The sequence below is a fragment of the Pseudomonas sp. LBUM1662 genome, assembly GCF_059695915.1.
On sequence record NZ_CP166793.1, the window covers coordinates 6,444,206 to 6,464,653 of the forward strand.

The 20,448-nt window shown below is 59.9% G+C and carries 18 protein-coding genes; 7 read left to right on the plus strand and 11 right to left on the minus strand.

Going from position 1 to position 20,448, the window contains the following annotated elements; genetic code table 11:
- Positions 1–59 precede the first annotated feature (59 nt).
- Positions 60–467 (minus strand): flagellar basal body-associated protein FliL, encoded by a 408-nt coding sequence (locus tag ACA049_RS29415; RefSeq protein WP_497331765.1) that lies wholly within the window; start codon positions 465–467, stop codon positions 60–62.
- Between the two features lie 150 nt (positions 468–617).
- Between ACA049_RS29415 and ACA049_RS29420 the strand changes: the two genes are divergently transcribed.
- Positions 618–1,595 (plus strand): NADPH:quinone oxidoreductase family protein, encoded by a 978-nt coding sequence (locus ACA049_RS29420; RefSeq protein WP_497331767.1) that lies wholly within the window; start codon positions 618–620, stop codon positions 1,593–1,595.
- A gap of 53 nt (positions 1,596–1,648) precedes the next feature.
- Here the strand turns inward: ACA049_RS29420 and ACA049_RS29425 are convergent, their stop codons facing one another.
- The gene (locus ACA049_RS29425; RefSeq protein ID WP_497331769.1) at positions 1,649–2,263 is read right to left on the minus strand and encodes an energy transducer TonB; all 615 of its coding nucleotides are present in this window, start codon (positions 2,261–2,263) and stop codon (positions 1,649–1,651) included.
- Between the two features lie 327 nt (positions 2,264–2,590).
- On the opposite strand from ACA049_RS29425, the gene glpT reads away from it, so the two are divergent.
- Complete coding sequence (glpT, locus tag ACA049_RS29430) at positions 2,591–3,940, plus strand: glycerol-3-phosphate transporter (protein WP_497331771.1); 1,350 nt, start codon at positions 2,591–2,593, stop codon at positions 3,938–3,940.
- On the opposite strand, the gene ACA049_RS29435 is transcribed toward glpT, so the two are convergent.
- The 7 genes from ACA049_RS29435 to ACA049_RS29465 form a co-directional block, all read right to left on the minus strand.
- Positions 3,916–4,584, minus strand: a complete 669-nt coding sequence (locus tag ACA049_RS29435; protein WP_497331773.1) for a gamma-glutamylcyclotransferase — start codon at positions 4,582–4,584, stop codon at positions 3,916–3,918. The two genes, glpT and ACA049_RS29435, sit on opposite strands and share 25 nt — an antisense overlap.
- 195 nt (positions 4,585–4,779) lie before the next feature.
- On the minus strand, positions 4,780–5,748 hold the full coding sequence (locus ACA049_RS29440) for a CDP-6-deoxy-delta-3,4-glucoseen reductase (protein ID WP_497331775.1): 969 nt from the start codon (positions 5,746–5,748) through the stop codon (positions 4,780–4,782).
- A complete protein-coding gene (gene ubiD / locus ACA049_RS29445) occupies positions 5,748–7,214 on the minus strand; it encodes a 4-hydroxy-3-polyprenylbenzoate decarboxylase (protein ID WP_007942423.1) in 1,467 nt (488 codons plus the stop codon). The genes ACA049_RS29440 and ubiD overlap by 1 nt, the downstream gene beginning before the upstream one ends.
- Positions 7,215–7,283: 69 nt before the next feature.
- The gene (locus ACA049_RS29450) at positions 7,284–9,284 is read right to left on the minus strand and encodes an acyltransferase family protein (RefSeq protein ID WP_497331777.1); all 2,001 of its coding nucleotides are present in this window, start codon (positions 9,282–9,284) and stop codon (positions 7,284–7,286) included.
- Between the two features lie 144 nt (positions 9,285–9,428).
- On the minus strand, positions 9,429–10,688 hold the full coding sequence (gene rho / locus ACA049_RS29455) for a transcription termination factor Rho (RefSeq protein WP_007942421.1): 1,260 nt from the start codon (positions 10,686–10,688) through the stop codon (positions 9,429–9,431).
- A gap of 248 nt (positions 10,689–10,936) precedes the next feature.
- Positions 10,937–11,266 (minus strand): thioredoxin TrxA, encoded by a 330-nt coding sequence (trxA, locus tag ACA049_RS29460; protein ID WP_008150340.1) that lies wholly within the window; start codon positions 11,264–11,266, stop codon positions 10,937–10,939.
- A 120-nt stretch (positions 11,267–11,386) separates the two neighbouring features.
- On the minus strand, positions 11,387–12,094 hold the full coding sequence (locus ACA049_RS29465) for a FadR/GntR family transcriptional regulator (protein ID WP_497331779.1): 708 nt from the start codon (positions 12,092–12,094) through the stop codon (positions 11,387–11,389).
- A 256-nt stretch (positions 12,095–12,350) separates the two neighbouring features.
- Between ACA049_RS29465 and ACA049_RS29470 the strand changes: the two genes are divergently transcribed.
- From ACA049_RS29470 to ppx, 5 genes are all read left to right on the plus strand, one after another.
- Positions 12,351–13,136, plus strand: coding sequence for a transporter substrate-binding domain-containing protein (locus ACA049_RS29470; protein WP_497331781.1), 786 nt, complete (start codon positions 12,351–12,353; stop codon positions 13,134–13,136).
- A 21-nt stretch (positions 13,137–13,157) separates the two neighbouring features.
- Positions 13,158–13,826 (plus strand): amino acid ABC transporter permease, encoded by a 669-nt coding sequence (locus ACA049_RS29475; protein WP_497296577.1) that lies wholly within the window; start codon positions 13,158–13,160, stop codon positions 13,824–13,826.
- The gene (locus tag ACA049_RS29480) at positions 13,823–14,473 is read left to right on the plus strand and encodes an amino acid ABC transporter permease (protein ID WP_497331783.1); all 651 of its coding nucleotides are present in this window, start codon (positions 13,823–13,825) and stop codon (positions 14,471–14,473) included. The genes ACA049_RS29475 and ACA049_RS29480 overlap by 4 nt, the downstream gene beginning before the upstream one ends.
- On the plus strand, positions 14,460–15,197 hold the full coding sequence (locus ACA049_RS29485) for an amino acid ABC transporter ATP-binding protein (RefSeq protein ID WP_497331785.1): 738 nt from the start codon (positions 14,460–14,462) through the stop codon (positions 15,195–15,197). The genes ACA049_RS29480 and ACA049_RS29485 overlap by 14 nt, the downstream gene beginning before the upstream one ends.
- Positions 15,198–15,432: 235 nt before the next feature.
- Positions 15,433–16,935: an exopolyphosphatase gene (gene ppx, locus ACA049_RS29490; RefSeq protein ID WP_497337010.1), complete on the plus strand. Its 1,503-nt coding sequence runs from the start codon at positions 15,433–15,435 to the stop codon at positions 16,933–16,935.
- A gap of 181 nt (positions 16,936–17,116) precedes the next feature.
- On the opposite strand, the gene ppk1 is transcribed toward ppx, so the two are convergent.
- Entirely contained in the window at positions 17,117–19,339 is a 2,223-nt protein-coding gene (gene ppk1 / locus ACA049_RS29495) for a polyphosphate kinase 1 (protein WP_497331787.1), read from the minus strand.
- Between the two features lie 18 nt (positions 19,340–19,357).
- Positions 19,358–20,371, minus strand: coding sequence for a porphobilinogen synthase (gene hemB / locus ACA049_RS29500; RefSeq protein WP_008150323.1), 1,014 nt, complete (start codon positions 20,369–20,371; stop codon positions 19,358–19,360).
- Positions 20,372–20,448 lie beyond the last annotated feature (77 nt).

Consider the following 20,448-nt stretch of genomic DNA (forward strand, 5'->3'; position numbering starts at 1 on the left):
CGAGATCAAATGTGGGAGCGGGCTTGCTCGCGAAGGGGCCATTGCGGCCAACAAAAATCTTATTGAATGATGAGGTTGTTGAACAACAAATCCTCAACCACCGGCTTGCCGGTCTCATCGTTCATCACTTGCTGGGTCTGTTTCAGGGCTTCCTGACGCAGCTTTTCCTTGGCTTCAACGTTGCTCATGGTTTCGGTCGTCTGCTGCGCAAACAACGCCACCAGCTGATTACGGATCAACGGCTCGTTGGCCTTCACCGCTTTGGTCGCCTCGTCACCGGTCACACGCAATGCCACATCGGCCTTGTAGACCTTGAGCTTGGGCGTGCCGTCCAGCCCGTAGTTGCCCACGAATGGCGGGCTCAGGGTGATGTAATTGACCTTCGGAGCTTCACCTTCTTTGGCTTCTTCGGCCATCGCTGCCACGGGCAGAGAGAGGGCCAGCAACAACATGATCCACGCTTTCACAATTCGCTCCTTATCCGGTTTGCGGCCTAGCATAACGACCCGCCGCTCAAGCACAAGCTTATGGCTGGCTATCAGGGTCGGGCATGCTCGTTGACCCATCGACTCACACACCTACACTTATCGGCCATCACTCCCAAAGGAATAGCCCTGATGAAAGCCGTGCTGTGCAAAGCCTTCGGCCCTGCCGAATCGCTGGTGCTGGAAGACGTCGCCAGTCCTGTCGCGAAGAAGAATGAAATCCTGCTGGACGTGCATGCCGCCGGGGTGAATTTCCCTGACACGCTGATCATCGAGGGCAAATACCAGTTCAAGCCGCCCTTCCCGTTTTCTCCGGGCGGCGAAGCGGCCGGCGTGGTCAGTGCGGTGGGTGAAAAGGTCAGCCACCTCAAGGTCGGAGACCGGGTCATGGCCCTGACCGGCTGGGGCAGTTTTGCCGAACAGGTCGCGGTCCCGGGCTACAACGTGCTGCCGATCCCGCCATCGATGGACTTCAACACCGCCGCCGCGTTCAGCATGACCTACGGCACGTCGATGCACGCACTCAAGCAACGGGGCAACCTGCAACCGGGCGAAACCCTGCTGGTGCTGGGCGCTTCCGGCGGCGTCGGCCTGGCCGCGGTGGAAATCGGCAAAGCCATGGGCGCCCGCGTCATCGCCGCCGCCAGCAGCGCCGAAAAACTCGCCGTGGCCAAGGCGGCCGGCGCCGATGAACTGATCAACTACAGCGAAACCAGCCTCAAGGACGAGATCAAACGCCTGACCGACGGCCAGGGTGCCGACGTGATTTACGACCCGGTCGGCGGTGATCTGTTCGACCAGGCCGTCCGCGCCATCGCCTGGAACGGCCGCTTGCTGGTGGTCGGGTTCGCCAGTGGACGCATTCCGGAACTGCCGGTGAACCTCGCTCTGCTCAAAGGGGCGGCAGTGGTCGGTGTGTTCTGGGGCTCGTTCGCCCAGCGTCAGCCTCAAGACAACGCATCAAACTTCCAGCAATTGTTTGGCTGGTTTGCCGAAGGCAAGTTGAAGCCGCTCGTGTCGCAGGTGTATCCGCTAAACAATGCGGCACAGGCGATCAATGATCTTGGCCAGCGCAAGGCGGTCGGGAAAGTGGTGGTTCAGGTTCGCTGAGCCTGAAAAAAAAGCGGTCTGGATTATCCAGGCCGCTTTTTTATTGTCCGGAGTCAAATCAACTTGCGAATCTCTTCCGGCAGTACGCTTATGTATTTGCGAACCGGGCCCGCCCGACACTCCCTGACTATTCTCGGCACTCGCTTGTTGAGTTTTGCGATCAGCGCCAGGCGCTGCTCATTTTCCAACTGCTCCGTATAAATCACGTTCGACAAATAGGCCCGCGTGTAAGCAAACAAGGCTGCATCAACCCATGAGTGTTCCGGGGTGTCGCCCATCGCCTCATTGACGTCCCGGCACCTCAACCTCTTGAGCCACTGGTTAGCGTGAATGGGCGTGTCCAGATCCAGCCGGAAAACTATGGGGGCCGTCACCTCCTGCTCGGCGGGCAGGCCACCTTCGACCACCCACGGTTTGAAACGCCACTGCGCGATTGCCTCCCGGGACGCTTCGGCCAGATCAGGATGGTCGCTTTGCAGAATGCTCACCTTGTTGACCGAACCATCGGCACTCACGGTGAACCTGACCCGAACTTCACCGGTAATCCCTTCCCTGAAAAGCTTGCTGGGGTAGATCGGCTTCGGATTATTTTCGGGTATCAGAAACACCTCCTCCGCCCATACACAGACAGACGCAACCAGCAAAAACACCAACGCAACCCACCGCATACCCACTCCCCGCTGCTTTCGAAATGCCAGGCCTGGCACCTGCACACAGGTTATGGATCAGCGACTCAAAACAGAACGTCGCCCCTTCCCATTCATTCGCAGGACATTTCCCAAAGCCGCGTCCTACCTCGGACCTAAATGCGTCATCAATGACCACTCGGGACGTTTCCCACAACGCCCTTCACTTATACCTGTGCGACATGTTCATAAAGGAACACGCGATCTCCCACATTTCCGCTGTTTGGTCGATGCGAACCGGTGCTATTTTCGGTAACGAAACTGTAACATTCGCATCCGCAGTCAAAACAAGAAATCTGGAGCTCTTGAATGTTTGCTTTCTTTCGTCCTGCCGCACATCAGGCTCCATTGCCTGAAGAAAAAATAGACAGCACCTACCGACGACTCCGTTGGCAGATCTTCGCCGGTATTTTCATTGGCTACGCGGGTTACTACCTGCTGCGCAAGAACTTCACCCTGGCGTTCCCCGATCTGATCGCCCAAGGCTATACAAAGGGTCAACTGGGTGTGGCCATGTCGGCGATTGCCATCGCCTACGGTCTGTCCAAGTTCCTGATGGGCATCGTGTCCGACCGCTCCAATCCGCGCTACTTCCTGCCCTTCGGCCTGGTGGTCTCCGCCGGGGTGATGTTCGTGTTCGGTTTCGCGCCATGGGCGACGTCCAGCGTGACCATGATGTTCATCCTGTTGTTCATCAACGGTTGGGCACAAGGCATGGGCTGGCCGCCAAGTGGCCGGACCATGGTGCACTGGTGGTCGCAGAAAGAACGCGGCGGTGTGGTGTCGGTCTGGAACACCGCGCATAACGTCGGCGGTGGCTTGATCGGCCCGTTGGCGATTCTCGGCATGGGCTGGTTCAACGACTGGCACAGCAAGTTCTACGTCCCTGCCGCCGTGGCGCTGCTGGTCGCTGTCTTTGCGTTCATTGTGATGCGCGACACGCCGCAATCGACCGGCCTGCCGCCGATCGAGAAGTACAAAAACGATTACCCGGAAGGCTACGACGCCAGCCACGAAGAAGAATTCAGCGCCAAGGACATCTTCGTCAAATACGTGCTGCGCAACAAAATGCTCTGGTTCATCGCCCTGGCAAACGTCTTCGTCTACTTGCTGCGCTACGGCATTCTGGATTGGGCGCCGACCTACCTCAAAGAGGTCAAGCACTTCGACTTCGACAAGACGTCGTGGGCGTACTTCCTGTACGAGTGGGCGGGCATTCCCGGCACGCTGCTGTGCGGCTGGATGTCGGACAAGATCTTCCGCGGCAATCGTGGCCTGACCGGCATGGTGTTCATGGCGTTGGTGACCGTTGCGACGATCGTGTACTGGCTGAATCCGCCGGGCAACCCGATGGTCGACATGATCTCGCTGTTCGCGATCGGCTTCCTGATCTACGGCCCGGTGATGCTGGTGGGCTTGCAGGCGCTGGAGCTGGTACCGAAGAAAGCCGCCGGTACCGCCGCGGGCTTTACCGGTCTGTTCGGTTATCTGGGTGGTTCAGTCGCGGCCAGTGCCCTGATGGGTTACACCGTGGACTATTTCGGCTGGGATGGCGGTTTCATCCTGCTGGTCGTTGCCTGCCTGCTGGCGATGGCGTTCCTGGCACCCACGCTGGGTCACAAGAACGTCGCCAGTCAGAGCCGCGAAGCGATCGCCTGATCGTCTTTTGATTGGCAGCGCTTGAGCCGCGCCTCCAGATTCCGGTCTGGCATGGCGTGGCTACGCAGGGCGTTGGCGGTCTGCTCGACATAATCGCGAGTGGTGCCGTAACGCCCGCAAGCGTTTTCGAACACATGGCTCAGCACATGATCCGGCAAGTTGCCGGCATAGCTGGGCAGGTGCCGCTCCAGGACAAATCCCAATGCCTGAACCTGGCTTCCGTCTTCGAGACGGCAGTTGAGCCAGTGTGGGCGATAGGACGGGAACGGCATTTCGCGCTGCCAAAGCGCATACAGCGAAGCTTCCAGTTGTTCTTCGGGCAATCGATAGGCGAAACCGCTGCAAGAACCGCCGCGATCCAGGCCAAAGACCAGACCAGGGACTTCCGGCGTGCCGCGATGTTCGTGGGACCACAGGTACAAGCCGCGATGGTAACCATGCACGCGACCGCGCACTCGCTCCACCGCCGGGCATTCAGGGCGCCAGATCAGCGAACCATAAGCGAACAACCAGACCGGCCCGCCCTTGTGACGCGCCATGGTCGACTGCATCGAGCTGAGCAATTGTTCGTGCGTAAGCTGCGGCCCCAGATCGAGCCGCGGAGGGTAAGCCAGATTCAAAATTGCAGATTCAATGGCGCTCATGGCGAATAGCGTTCAGCTCCCCGCGGATAAAGAATTACTTAATAGAACGCACCGCTGTAACAATAAGGCACATATGTTTTAAGGCAATTTAAGTGCCATGGCACAGTTCTTAAATAATTGCCTTGTTGAGATATAACCTACCGGCATTTATATAAATTTATAAATACCGATCGGCTATATGGGAAGTTATAACGATTAAGAGCGCGGCGCGTACGCAAACACATCCGCACGCATCTGATGAGCATCCATCCCTGCTTCAACAAGCGCATCCAGCGTGCCGTAGACCATGGCCGGTGAGCCGCTGGCATACACATGCAAGGATTTCAGATCCGGGAAATCCTCACACACCGCCTCATGCAGCATCCCGCAACGCCCCTGCCAGCCGCATTGATCGCTGACGACCTTATGCAGGAACAGATTGGGCAGTTTCAGCCATTCATCCCAATGCTCGATTTCATAAAAGTCTTCCGGCCGACGCACGCCCCAATACAGATGCACCGGATGCTTGAACCCGGTCGCCCGGCAATGTTCGATCAGGCTGTGGATCTGACCCATGCCCGTACCCGCGGCGATCAGCACCAGCGGACCGTCCGGCAGTTCCGCCAGATGGGTATCGCCGAACGGCATCTCGATGCGCACCATCGGGTTGCGCTGCAGTTGCTCGATCAGGTTTAGCGCACTGCTTTCGCGCGCCAGCACATGGATTTCCAGGTCGCGCCCGGCATGGGGTGCCGAGGCCAGGGAGAAGGCGGATTTCTCGCCGTTCTCGCGTTCGATCATCAAATACTGGCCGGCGTGATAACGCGGCGGCTTGCCGGCCGGCGCTCGCAGATGCACGCGAAAGGTATCGCCGCCCACGTCCCTGCATTCAATGACCTGACACGACAAGCTGCGCACCGGCAATTCTCCCAGCGCGAGCACGCCATCCCACAGCACGATGCAGTCTTCCAGCGGCTCTGCTATGCAAGTGTAGAACTCGCCATGGTCGCGCACATGCCCGGCCTGTTCGACCCGACCTTCCACCAGCAACGCCGCGCACACGTGGCAGTTACCGTTGCGGCAGCTTTGCGGGCATTCAAAGCCCAGACGCCGCGCGCCATCGAGAATCCGCTCGCCGGGCAGAATCTCTAGCACTGCTCCGGACGGCTGCAAGGTTACACGCATCAATCTATTCCTAACTGATTCCAGATGGCATCGATCCGCTGGGTCACGGCGTCGTCCTTGACGATCACCCGGCCCCACTCGCGAGTGGTTTCGCCGGGCCATTTATGCGTGGCATCCAGGCCCATCTTCGAGCCTAGGCCGGAGACCGGCGAGGCGAAGTCGAGGTAGTCGATCGGCGTGTTGTCGATCATCACCGTGTCGCGCTTGGGGTCCATGCGCGTGGTGATGGCCCAGATCACGTCGTTCCAGTCCCGCGCATTGATATCGTCGTCAGTGACGATAACGAACTTGGTGTACATGAACTGTCGCAAAAACGACCACACACCAAGCATTACCCGCTTGGCGTGGCCCGGATACGACTTCTTCATGGTCACGATGGCCATGCGGTACGAGCAACCTTCCGGCGGCAGGTAGAAGTCGGTGATTTCCGGGAACTGCTTCTGCAGGATCGGCACGAACACTTCGTTCAGCGCCACGCCGAGAATCGCCGGCTCATCCGGCGGACGGCCGGTGTAGGTGCTGTGGTAGATCGGTTTGATCCGGTGGGTGATGCGCTCGACGGTGAACACCGGGAAGCTGTCGACTTCGTTGTAGTAACCGGTATGGTCGCCGTACGGGCCTTCATCAGCCATTTCGCCCGGATGAATCACGCCTTCAAGGATGATCTCGGCAGTGGCCGGCACTTGCAGGTCGTTGCCGCGGCATTTCACCAGCTCGGTGCGGTTGCCGCGCAGCAGACCGGCGAAGGCGTATTCGGAGAGGCTGTCCGGTACCGGCGTCACGGCGCCAAGAATGGTCGCCGGATCAGCACCCAATGCCACGGAGACCGGGAACGGCTGGCCAGGATGCTTCTCGCACCATTCGCGATAATCCAGCGCGCCGCCACGGTGGCTCAGCCAGCGCATGATGACTTTATTGCGGCCAATCACTTGCTGACGGTAGATGCCGAGGTTCTGGCGGTCCTTGTTCGGACCTTTGGTGACGGTCAGGCCCCAGGTGATCAGCGGGCCGACGTCGCCGGGCCAGCAGGTTTGCACCGGCAACATCGCCAGGTCGACATCGTCACCTTCGATGACCACTTCCTGGCACACCGCGTCTTTGACGACTTTGGGGGCCATCGCAATGATCTTGCGGAAGATCGGCAGCTTGGACCAGGCGTCTTTCAAGCCCTTCGGCGGCTCAGGCTCTTTGAGGAAGGCCAGCAGCTTGCCGATCTCGCGCAGTTCGCTGACCGCCTCGGCGCCCATGCCCATGGCAACCCGCTCGGGGGTGCCGAACAGGTTGCCGAGTACCGGAATGTCGTAGCCGGTCGGGTTTTCGAACAGCAGCGCCGGGCCCTTTGCCCGCAGCGTGCGATCACAGACCTCGGTCATCTCCAGCACTGGAGAGACGGGGATCTGGATGCGTTTCAACTCTCCGCGCTGCTCAAGCTGCTGCACGAAATCCCGAAGATCCTTGAATTTCATTGACGATGGCACCCCTAAAATAGGCGTACATCCTACCTGCTCTGCCGTCCGCTGGCAGCTTATCGCTGCTTACTTGGCCGCATTTACGTTGCCATTGCCCAGTGTCGTCCGGGCTTGCAAGTGGTTGAACAGCGGCTCAAGCACCGGCGCGATGAAGCGCGCACCGACCTCCGACAGGTGATTGTCGTCGGTATACAGCGAGTGGCCGTCGAGTTCGGCGCGGCACAGGCCCGCTTGATCGCACAGCAAAGGCGCCGGATCCACCACGGTCACGCCCGGGTTGGCGGCCGCTATTTTCGCAAACAGTTGGCTGATGAAGGCCTGGCGCTTGAAGTGCTCAGCTACTGCCAGCCCGACGTCATCGGTCGGGCGATGCATCATGGCCAGGCGGCTGAGACGGTACGGCGTGCTGAACTGTTGCAGCGGCGCTTCCTTGATCAACCAGACGCGGTGCCCGCCATTGCGCAATTGCTGGACGGTCGCCTGTAATCCTTCGGCGAGTTGCTGCTCAGCGTTGGCCCGGTCGTAATGTCCGCGGGAATCCTTCAGGGCATGCCCGAGATCACCCTTCGCATCGCCATAGAGATACAGGCTCCAGCGCGCGACCAGCACCACGTCGCCCACCGCTTGTGGCTTCAAGGCCTGCTCGACCCGACGATTGAAACGGACGCACCGTTGATCGTGCTCAAGCCCTTCCACCGGAATGCAGCCCGGGGAACTGGTGAGAATGACGCTGACGCCATGCTTTTGCGCCCCGTCATCGAACACCGGGATCAGCGCGGTGGCATGACTGTCGCCCCAGACCAGCACCCGTGACGACAGTGCTGGCGCCCCGTAATGACAGAAAAGTTTGTCGTCAGGGGTCTTGTCGTCCGCCAGGCAACGCATCAGTTCCGGTCGCCATTCCTTCGCCTTGGCGTACTGCAACGCTTGATCGGACAGGCGCGAGGGCAAGCCATCGGTCCAGCGGAGCGCTTGACCGGCCAGCCCCAACACCACCACCCCGACACCTGCCGCCAGCAGAATCTGCCGACGCCCCGCCAACAGCCGCCGCTCGCGGAACGGCGTCTCGACGAACTTCCACGACAAGTAACCCAGCACCAGGCTGAGCAGAATCAAGCCGGCAATATCAAACGGACCAGGCTCCTCGACACTGGCGTAACTGGAAAAAACAAACACCGGCCAATGCCACAGGTACCAGGAATAGGAAATCAGCCCGAGGCCGACCAGCACGCGACTGGCCAGCAGCCCACCCACCAGGGTCTGCCGATGGCCGTTGGCCCAGATCAACGCAACCACGCCCAGGGTCGGCAGCAACGCGGCTGCACCGGGGAATGGCGTGCTTCTGTCGTAGCCCACGACCGCCAGCAAGATCATCCCGAACCCGGCCAGGCTGACCATTTGTGCGCCAGCGGTGGTCAGGCGCCATTGGCTTCTGGGCGCAACAGCCAGCATCGCGCCGGCCAACAGCTCCCAGGCACGCATCGGCAACAGGAAAAACGCTTTCTCAGGGTGATGCGCAACGGCCCAGACGCTGAGCCCGAAGGACACCAGCAACACCGCGAACAGCGCCAGACGCCAATGCTTGAGGCGGCTCGACAACAGCGTCAGCAACAGCGGGAAGACGATATAGAACTGCTCTTCAACCGCCAGTGACCAGGTATGCAGCAACGGCTTGAGATCGGAAGCAACGTCGAAGTAGCCGTCCTGACGCATGAACAGGATGTTGGAAACAAACATCACCTGGTAACGCACCGAGCGCCCCAGCTCTTCATAGTCCTTGGGTGCCAGCAGGAACCAGCCCACCGCCAGCACGGCAATGATCATCGCAAACAGCGCGGGGAGAATGCGCCGGGCGCGACGGGCCCAGAAATCGACAAAGCTGAAGCGCCCGGCCTGACGCTGGTTCCAGATGATCGAGGTGATCAGGTAGCCGGAAATCACAAAGAAAATGTCTACGCCGACGAATCCGCCGGTAAACCCCGGAACACCAAAATGGAACAGCACCACGGCAATCACGGCGATTGCGCGTAAGCCGTCAATGTCCCTTCGATAAGCAAGCGTGCTCATAAACAGTATGGCCAGTCAGTTGATTGTTTTTACGATCGTTTTTTGTTTTCTAACTGACCGGAATTAATCTCAAACCTTCCATTTTTTTTACGCAAAAAAAATGGCGCCCCGAAGGACGCCATTTTTAGCGGTTTGAAAACCGTCTTACTTACGCTTCATCGACAAGAAGAACTCGTCGTTGGTCTTGGTCGTTTTCAGCTTGTCGACCAGGAACTCGATGGCAGCGATTTCATCCATCGGGTGCAGCAGCTTGCGCAGGATCCACATGCGCTGCAACTCGTCATCGGCGGTCAGCAACTCTTCGCGGCGGGTGCCGGAACGGTTGATGTTGATGGCCGGGAAGACGCGTTTTTCAGCGATACGACGGTCCAGAGGCAGTTCCATGTTGCCGGTGCCTTTGAATTCTTCGTAGATCACTTCGTCCATCTTCGAGCCGGTTTCAACCAGCGCGGTGGCGATGATGGTCAGCGAACCGCCTTCTTCGATGTTCCGCGCGGCGCCGAAGAAACGTTTCGGTTTCTCCAGGGCGTGGGCATCGACACCACCGGTGAGTACTTTGCCGGAGCTCGGGATCACGGTGTTGTAGGCGCGAGCCAGACGGGTGATGGAGTCGAGCAGGATCACCACGTCTTTCTTGTGTTCGACCAGGCGCTTGGCCTTCTCGATCACCATTTCGGCAACCTGCACGTGGCGGGTTGGCGGCTCGTCGAACGTCGAGGCAACCACTTCGCCGCGCACGGTGCGCTGCATTTCGGTTACTTCTTCCGGACGCTCATCGATCAGCAATACGATCAGATGAACTTCAGGGTTGTTACGCGCGATGTTGGCTGCGATGTTTTGCAGCATGATCGTCTTGCCGGCTTTCGGCGGTGCAACGATCAGACCGCGCTGGCCTTTGCCGATCGGGGCGCACAGGTCGATGACACGACCGGTCAAGTCTTCGGTGGAACCGTTGCCGGCTTCCATCTTCATGCGCACGGTCGGGAACAGCGGGGTCAGGTTCTCGAAGAGAATCTTGTTTTTCGCGTTCTCGGGACGATCGTAGTTGATCGTGTCGACCTTGAGCAGCGCGAAATAACGCTCGCCTTCCTTCGGAGGGCGGATCTTGCCAACGATGGTGTCACCGGTGCGCAAGTTGAATCGGCGGATCTGGCTCGGCGAGACGTAGATATCGTCCGGGCCGGCGAGATAGGAAGCGTCAGCGGAGCGCAGGAAGCCGAAGCCGTCCTGGAGAATCTCCAGCACGCCATCACCGGAGATTTCCTCGCCGCTTTTCGCGTGCTTTTTGAGCAGGGAGAAAATCACGTCCTGCTTGCGCGAACGGGCCATATTTTCTATGCCCATCTGTTCGGCCAATTCGAGCAGTTCGGTAATCGGCTTTTGCTTGAGTTCAGTCAGATTCATATAGGAATGACGTAATCATTTATGGAGGGGGGGAAATTAAGCTTTTGGCTTAATGAGGCCGCGCCGCAGAGAAGGCGACAGGATCGCGTACTTATTCGAAAAGGAGTGCGTCGGCGACGGCTAGCAGGGGGCAATGGAGAAACCAGTGCGGGGCCGAATGTACCACCTGAGTTTCGGAGCGTCTAGCCCTCAATAACGAAAAGGCCCCGCAATATGCGGGGCCTTTTCATGACGCTTTATAACAACGCTTAAATGTTGGCGTCGAGGAAAGCAGCCAGTTGCGACTTCGACAGTGCGCCGACCTTGGTCGCTTCAACGTTGCCGTTCTTGAACAGCATCAGAGTCGGGATACCACGCACGCCATGCTTGGCCGGGGTTTCCTGGTTCTCGTCGATGTTCAGCTTGGCAACGGTCAGTTTGCCTTTGTAGGTTTCAGCAATTTCGTCCAGGACAGGAGCGATCATTTTGCAAGGGCCGCACCATTCAGCCCAGTAGTCGACCAGTACAGCGCCTTCGGCCTTGAGGACGTCGACGTCGAAGCTAGCGTCGGTGACGTGTTTGATAAGATCGCTGCTCATGGAAGTCTCCAGGTTGTAAGCAAAAAAACGTGGCCCATCATAGCCGCCCTTCCCTCGTTCAGGAAGGTGCAGTTGATTGAGTCTCGCTATGGTGCCGCATGAGTTTGGGTATAGCTCAAGTCACGGGGTGGCGGGAGCGACGAAGGCAATTCCAGTACGAAGGGCCGCGTTGCGCACATGTTCCTGCAAGGCCTTCTGCGCCGCACCGGACGAGCGACGGGCCAGCGCGCGGAGGATCTTGCGGTGTTCCTGCCAGGTTTCCATGGCGCGTTCGGCCCGGATGAACGGTAGCTTCTGGCTCTCCAGAAAGATGTCGGCGCTGGCCGTGAGGATGCTCAGCATCGCCTGATTGCCGCTGGCCAGCAGGATGCGTCGGTGAAAATCGAAATCCAGTCGCGCCGCCGCTTCGAAGTCGCCCGCCTTCAATTCATTGCGCATGGCGGCCACATTGTCTTCCAGCGTATCGAGCTCGTGCGTGCTCAGAGTGACCGCGGCCAAACCGGCGGCAAAGCCTTCCAGGGCGTAGCGCAACTGGAAAATATCCAACGGCGATGCCTGGGCCGCGAATGGCCAGCTCAGCGCCCCATCGCCGCGCGGCAAATCGACCGGCGACTGCACGAACACGCCCTTGCCCGGCTGGATGCTGATCACGCCCAGCGCACTCAACGACGACAGCGCCTCACGCAGCGATGCCCGACTGACCCCCAATTGCACCGCCAGATCCCGCTGCGATGGCAAGGCATCGCCCGGCGCAAAACCCTGCTCGGTGATCAGTTTACGGATGGCTTGCAGCGCCACTTCAGGTACGGCACGAGAGATCGAATTCATGGTTTTTCAGACGAACCAGGACAATGAGCGGCTAGTTGTAAAGCTATTCGCAGCGCCCGGCAAGTCGTGCCCCATGGGGGTTCGGCACCCTTCACAGATGCGCCATGAGGGTGCGAAACGTCCCGCCACTGTTCAGACCAGTAAGACCGAACGGACCCAGTAAAACCGGGGCCTGCACCATCCAAAACCGCTTCTTGGCATGGCCCATGCTCTGTCGATCCGCAGCATTCATTCCTCGCCGATCCGGAGATTCGCCATGACCCTGCGTTACAGCGCCCTTCTCACCGCCCTGTTTGCCAGCCTGATGCTGACCCAGGCGCCCGCTCACGCCGACGGCCTGGAGGAGGTGGTCAAACGCGGCGTCCTCAAGGTGGCCGTGCCTCAAGACTTTCCGCCGTTCGGCTCGGTCGGCCCGGACATGAAACCTCGCGGCCTCGATATCGACACCGCCAAACTGCTGGCCGACCAGCTCAAGGTCAAACTCGAACTGACCCCGGTCAACAGCACCAACCGCATCCCGTTCCTGACCACCGGCAAGGTTGACCTGGTGATCTCCAGCCTGGGCAAGAACCCCGAGCGCGAGAAAGTCATCGACTTCTCCAGCGCTTATGCGCCGTTCTACCTCGCTGTTTTCGGTCCACCAGACGCCGACATCAAAGGCCTGGACGACCTCAAGGGCAAAACCGTCAGCGTCACCCGGGGCGCCATTGAAGACATCGAGCTGACCAAAGTCGCGCTCGAAGGCGTGACCATCAAACGCTTCGAAGACAACAACTCGACCATCGCCGCGTACCTCGCCGGGCAAGTCGACCTGATCGCCAGCGGCAACGTGGTGATGGTGGCGATCAGCGAGAAAAACCCGAAACGCGTGCCTGCGCTGAAAGTGAAGCTCAAGGACTCGCCGGTCTATGTCGGCGTGAACAAGAACGAGCCGGCGCTGCTGGGCAAGGTCAATCAGATCCTCGCCACCGCCAAGACCGACGGTGCGCTGGAAAAAAACTCCCAGACCTGGCTGAAAGAGCCATTGCCGGCCGATCTCTGATCGTCGCCCGGGAGACTTGATATGGCCTATCAGTTCGACTTTCTGCCGGTGGTGCAAAACACTGACCTGCTGCTGCGCGGGGCGCTGTTCACCCTTGAACTGACGGCCATCGGCGCCGTACTCGGCGTGGGTCTGGGCATTGTCGGGGCGCTGGTGCGGGCGTGGAACATTCGTCCGTTCTCGGCGATTTTCGGGGTCTACGTCGAGTTGATCCGCAATACGCCGTTCCTCGTGCAGCTGTTTTTCATCTTCTTTGGCTTGCCGTCGCTGGGCGTGCAGATTTCCGAATGGCAGGCGGCGGTGCTGGCGATGGTGATCAACCTCGGCGCCTACTCGACTGAAATCATCCGCGCCGGCATCCAGGCAATTCCCCGAGGACAGCTGGAAGCCGCAGCAGCCTTGGCGATGAGCCGATTCGAAGCGTTCCGCCACGTGATCCTGCTGCCGGCGCTGGGCAAGGTCTGGCCGGCCCTGAGCAGCCAGATCATCATCGTCATGCTCGGCTCGGCGGTCTGCTCGCAGATCGCCACCGAAGAGCTGAGCTTTGCCGCCAACTTCATTCAGTCGCGCAACTTCCGCGCCTTTGAAACCTATGCGCTGACCACGCTGCTTTATCTGTGCATGGCGTTGCTGATCCGCCAGTTGTTGAACTGGATCGGTCGCCGCTACATTTCGAGGAGCAGCCAATGAGCGATTTCACGTTCTGGGACGTGGTGCGCAACCTGCTCACCGGCCTGCAATGGACGCTGGCGCTGTCGCTGGTGGCGTTTATCGGTGGCGGGTTGATCGGTTTGCTGATCATGGTCATGCGCATCTCGAAAAAGCCCCTGCCGCGCAACCTTGCCCGTACCTACATCGAGCTGTTCCAGGGTACGCCGCTGTTGATGCAGCTGTTTCTGGTGTTCTTCGGCGTGGCATTGGCTGGCGTGGAGATTTCGCCGTGGATGGCCGCAGCGCTGGCGCTGACGCTGTTCACCAGCGCCTATCTGGCGGAGATCTGGCGCGGCTGCGTCGATTCAATTCCCAACGGCCAGTGGGAAGCCTCGTCGAGCCTGGCGCTGAATCCGCTGGAGCAGCTGCGCTACGTGATCCTGCCGCAAGCGCTGCGGATTGCCGTGGCGCCGACCGTGGGCTTCTCGGTGCAAGTGGTCAAAGGCACCGCCGTGACTTCGATCATCGGCTTCACCGAACTGACCAAGACCGGCGGCATGCTCGCCAACGCGACCTTCGAACCGTTCATGGTCTACGGCCTCGTCGCCCTCGGTTACTTCCTGCTCTGCTACCCCTTGTCCCTCAGCGCGCGCTACCTGGAAAGGAGACTGCATGCCTCTGCTTAGAATTTCCGCCCTGCATAAATATTACGGCGACCACCACGTACTCAAAGGCATCGACCTGAGCGTCGAGGAAGGCCAGGTGGTGGCGATCATCGGCCGCAGCGGCTCGGGTAAATCCACTTTGCTGCGCACCCTCAATGGCCTGGAGTCGATCAACGACGGCGTGATCGAAGTCGACGGCGAATACCTCGACGCCGCCCGCGCTGACTTGCGCAGCCTGCGGCAGAAAGTCGGGATGGTGTTCCAGCAGTTCAACCTGTTCCCGCACCTGACCGTCGGCGAGAACGTGATGCTCGCGCCGCAAGTGGTGCAGAAAGTGCCGAAGGCCAAAGCGGTCGAGCTGGCGCGGGAGATGCTGGAACGGGTCGGGCTGGGCGAGAAGTTTGATGCCTTCCCGGATCGATTGTCAGGCGGACAGCAACAGCGCGTGGCGATTGCCCGGGCGTTGGCGATGTCGCCCAAAGTCTTGCTGTGCGACGAGATCACCTCGGCGCTGGACCCGGAACTGGTCAATGAAGTGCTGAGCGTGGTTCGGCAACTGGCCAAAGAAGGCATGACGCTGATCATGGTCACCCATGAAATGCGCTTTGCCCGGGAGGTTGGGGATAAGTTGGTGTTCATGCATCAGGGCAAGGTGCATGAGGTGGGGGATCCGAAGGTTTTGTTTGCGAATCCGCAGACGGCGGAGTTGGCGAATTTCATCGGGACGGTAGAAGCGGCGGTCTGATAGATCTTTGTTGACCGGAAGGCCGCCTTCGCGAGCAAGCCCGCTCCCACAGTTGACCGCGTCGTTACTGAGGTACGCGGTTAAATGTGGGAGCGGGCTTGCTCGCGAAGAGGCCATCAGCAGCACCGCAAACATTCCCGCGGCAGAAGATCGCAGCCTTCGACAGCTCCTGCGCGTTGGCGTCAGCGTTTGATCGTGGCACGATGTCGAGGTTATCGACCGAGACCCCATGACCATGCCGCAATCCCAAGCCAAGAATCTGTCCTTGATCGCCGCAATCGACCTGGGCTCCAACAGCTTTCACATGGTCGTGGCCAAGGCCCAGAACGGCGAAATCCGTATTCTCGAACGTCTCGGGGAGAAGGTTCAGCTGGCCGCCGGCATCGACGAAGAGCGCAAGCTCAACGAAGAATCCATGCAGCGCGGGCTCGATTGCCTGAAGCGTTTTGCCCAACTGATCAACGGTATGCCATCCGGCGCCGTACGGATCGTCGGCACCAACGCCCTGCGTGAAGCCCGCAATCGCAACGAATTCATCCGCCGCGCCGAAGAAATCCTTGGCCACCCGGTGGAAGTCATCTCCGGCCGTGAAGAAGCGCGCCTGATCTACCTCGGTGTCTCCCACACCCTCGCCGACACCCCGGGCAAACGCCTGGTAGCCGACATCGGCGGCGGCAGTACCGAATTCATCATCGGCCAGCGCTTCGAACCGCTGCTGCGCGAAAGCCTGCAGATGGGCTGCGTCAGCTACACCCAGCGTTATTTCAAGGACGGCAAGATCACCCCGGCCCGCTACGCCCAGGCGTACACCGCGGCGCGGCTGGAGATCATGAGCATCGAACACGCCCTGCATCGCCTGACCTGGGATGAAGCCATCGGCTCTTCGGGCACCATCCGCGCCATCGGTCTGGCGCTGAAGGCCGGCGGTCATGGCGCGGGCGAGGTGAATGCCGAAGGCCTGGCCTGGCTCAAGCGCAAACTGATGAAGCTGGGCGATGTCGAGAAAATCGACTTCGAGGGCATCAAGCCCGACCGCCGCGCGATCTTCCCCGCTGGCCTGGCGATTCTCGAAGCGATCTTCGACGCCCTCGAACTGCAACGCATGGACCACTGTGAAGGCGCCCTGCGCGAAGGCGTGCTCTATGACCTGCTCGGCCGTCATCATCATGAAGACGTCCGTGAGCGCACCCTCAGCTCGCTGATGGAGCGTTACCACGTCGATCTGGAACAAGCGGCACGCGTCGAGCGCAAAGCCCTGCATGCCTTCGATCAAGTGGCCAAGGATTGGGATCTGGACGACGGCGTCTGGCGCGAACTGCTCGGCTGGGCTGCCAAGGTCCATGAAGTGGGCCTGGACATCGCTCACTATCAGTACCACAAGCACGGATCCTACCTGATCGAACACTCGGACCTGGCCGGGTTCTCCCGGGAAGACCAACTGATGCTCGCGCTGCTGGTGCGTGGTCACCGGCGCAATATTCCCAAGGACCGGTTTGCCGATTTTGGCGATGAAGGCGTCAAGCTGATCCGCCTGTGCGTGCTGCTGCGCTTTGCGATCCTGTTCCATCACATCCGTGGCACCCAGGAAATGCCGCAGGTGGTATTGCACGCCAGCCGCGACAGCCTCGATGTGTTGTTCCCGGAAAACTGGCTGGACGAAAACCAACTGACCCAGGCCGACTTCGCCCTCGAGGCGGAATGGCTGACTCGCGTCGGCTTTGTGCTAAACGTCCGCTAAGTCACCTGTAGGAGCTGTCGAGTGAAACGAGGCTGCGATCTTTTGATCTTGCTTTTATAAAGAACAAGATCAAAAGATCGCAGCCTCGTTTCACTCGACAGCTCCTACAGGGAACGCGGTTCGACATGAAAAAAAGGGCGATCCATATGGATCGCCCTTTTTTTGCCCAGCCGAATCTGCGTTAACGAACTGTCAAAATCGGGCTACCCAACCGCTCCAGCAACGTCGCCTGCGCACTGCGCGGGTTCTGGTTGCCGGTCGGGGTGTTGCGGATGTAGCGACCGTCCGCCTGCAGGCTCCAGCTGTGAGTGTTGTCGGTCAGATACAGCTCCAGCTCTTTCTTGACCCGCATGATCAGCTTCTTGCCTTCGACCGGGAAGCAAGTCTCGACACGCTTGTCGAGGTTGCGCTCCATCCAGTCGGCACTGGACAGGAACATCTGCTCTTCGCCGCCATTGAGGAAGTAGAAGACCCGGGTGTGTTCCAGGAAGCGACCGATGATCGAGCGCACATGGATATTGTGCGAAACCCCGGCGATGCCCGGCCGCAGGCAGCACATGCCGCGCACCACCAGATCAATGCGCACGCCAGACTGGCTGGCCTTGTACAGCGCGCGGATGATCTTCGGATCGGTCAGCGAGTTGAACTTGGCGATGATGTGCGCCGGTTTGCCGTCGAGGGCGAACTGGGTTTCGCGGGCAATCATGTCGAGCATGCCCTTCTTCAACGTGAACGGCGCGTGCAGCAGCTTCTTCATGCGCAGGGTTTTACCCATGCCGATCAGCTGGCTGAACAGTTTGCCGACGTCTTCGCACAAGGCGTCGTCCGAGGTCAGCAAGCTGTAGTCGGTGTACAGGCGGGCGTTGGCCGCGTGGTAGTTGCCCGTGCCCAAATGCGCGTAACGCACGATCTCGCCGGCCTCGCGACGCAGAATCAGCATCATCTTGGCGTGGGTCTTGAAGCCGACCACGCCGTAAATCACCACCGCACCGGCCGCTTGCAGACGGCTGGCCAGTTGCAGGTTGGACTCTTCATCGAACCGCGCGCGCAATTCGATCACCGCAGTGACTTCCTTGCCGTTACGCGCGGCATCGACCAGCGCATCGACGATTTCCGAGTTGGCGCCGGAGCGGTACAACGTCTGGCGGACCGCCAAGACATGCGGGTCCTTCGCGGCCTGGCGCAGCAGGTCGACCACCGGGGTAAACGACTCGAACGGGTGCAGCAGCAGGATGTCCTGCTTGCTGATCACGCTGAAGATGTTCTCGCTGTTCTGCAGCAGTTTCGGGATCTGCGGCGTGAACGGCATGTATTGCAGCGCGCGCTGACTGTCCAGGCCGGTAATGCTGAACAGGCGAGTCAAGTTGACCGGGCCGTTGACCTGATACAGCTCGGTCTCGTGCAGGTTGAACTGCTTGAGCAAGTAGTCGGACAAGTGTTTCGGGCACGTGTCGGCGACTTCCAGACGCACCGCGTCCCCGTAGCGACGGGAGAACAACTCGCCGCGCAGGGCGCGAGCCAGGTCTTCCACGTCTTCGGTATCGACCGCGAGGTCGGCGTTTCGGGTCAGGCGGAACTGGTAGCAGCCCTTGACCTTCATGCCCTGGAACAGGTCATCGGCGTGCGCGTGGATCATCGACGACAGGAACACATAGTTGTCGCCCGCGCCGCCCACTTCTTCCGGCAACTTGATGACGCGCGGCAACAGGCGTGGCGCCGGGATGATCGCCAGACCGGAATCGCGACCGAAGGCGTCAATGCCTTCGAGCTCGACGATGAAGTTCAGGCTCTTGTTCACCAGCAACGGGAACGGGTGCGTCGGGTCGAGGCCGATCGGGGTGATGATCGGCGCGATCTCGTCGCGGAAATAGCGGCGCACCCAGGTTTTGATCTTGGTGGTCCAGTGACGCCGACGGATGAAGCGGACCTGATGTTTTTCCAGTTCCGGCAACAGAATGTCATTGAGGATCGCGTACTGGCGGTCGACGTGACCGTGCACCAGCTCGCTGATGCGGGCCAGGGCCTGATGCGGTTGCAGGCCATCGGCGCCGGCCTGTTCACGGGCGAAGGTGATCTGCTTCTTCAGGCCGGCCACGCGAATTTCGAAGAACTCGTCCAGGTTGCTGGAGAAGATCAGCAGAAACTTCAGCCGCTCCAGCAACGGGTAGGACTCATCCAGCGCCTGCTCCAGCACGCGAATGTTGAACTGCAGTTGCGATAGCTCGCGATGGATATACAGGCTGCTGTCATCCAGGCCGGGAATGGCAATCGCCGGCGCCGCTGTCGCGGGTTCGGTGACCGCCGCAGGTGGAGCGGGCTCCAGCTCCGGCGGGGTCTCGGCGATTTGCTCGACCACGGGTTGAGCTTCTTTTACGGCAACTTCAGTGAGTCCTTCGGTATTCATGGAATGTTCCTGGGAGGGCTATTTCTGCTCTCGTAACAATTGAGCGGCACGCACGGCAAAGTAAGTCAGGATGCCATCGGCCCCTGCACGTTTAAAAGCGGTCAGGGATTCGAGGATAACCCCTTCACTCAACCAGCCATTCTGGATGGCCGCCATGTGCATGGCGTATTCACCGCTGACCTGATAAACAAAGGTCGGCACTTTAAATTCTTCTTTGACCCGGTAAAGGATGTCCAGATACGGCATGCCTGGCTTGACCATGACCATGTCCGCGCCTTCTGACAAGTCCGCCGCCACTTCGTGCAGGGCTTCGTTGCTGTTGGCCGGGTCCATCTGATAGGAGGCCTTGTTGGCCTTGCCCAGGTTCAGCGCCGAACCCACCGCGTCGCGGAACGGGCCGTAATAGGCGCTGGCGTACTTGGCCGAGTAGGCCATGATCCGCACGTTGACGTGATCGGCCAGCTCCAACGCTTCGCGGATCGCCTGGATGCGACCGTCCATCATGTCCGACGGGGCCACCACCTGAGCGCCGGCCTCGGCGTGGGACAAGGCCTGCTTGACCAGTGCGTCGACGGTAATGTCGTTCTGCACGTAGCCTTCTTCGTCGAGGATACCGTCCTGACCGTGGGTGGTGAACGGGTCCAGGGCGACGTCGGTGATCACCCCCAGTTCAGGGAACTGCGCACGCAAGGCGCGGGTGGCGCGCTGGGCGATGCCGTTCGGGTTCCAGGCTTCAGCGGCGTCCAGGGACTTGAGCTCCGGCGGCGTCACCGGGAACAGTGCCAACGCTGGAATCCCCAGTTCGACCCACTTGGCCGCTTCTTCGAGCAACAGATCGATGGTCAGGCGCTCTACGCCCGGCATCGACGCCACCGCTTCGCGACGGTTTTCACCGTCCAGCACGAACACCGGCAGGATCAAGTCATCGACGGTCAGAACGTTTTCACGGACCAGTCGACGCGAGAAATCATCACGGCGGTTACGACGCAGGCGGGTTGCAGGAAACAAACGGTTGGCGGGGGTAAAGCTCACGGCAGACTCCTGAGCCCGCGCTGGCAGGCGAGCGTGACAGTTATAAGCGGCCATTATGACGAACAGATGACAGTTGT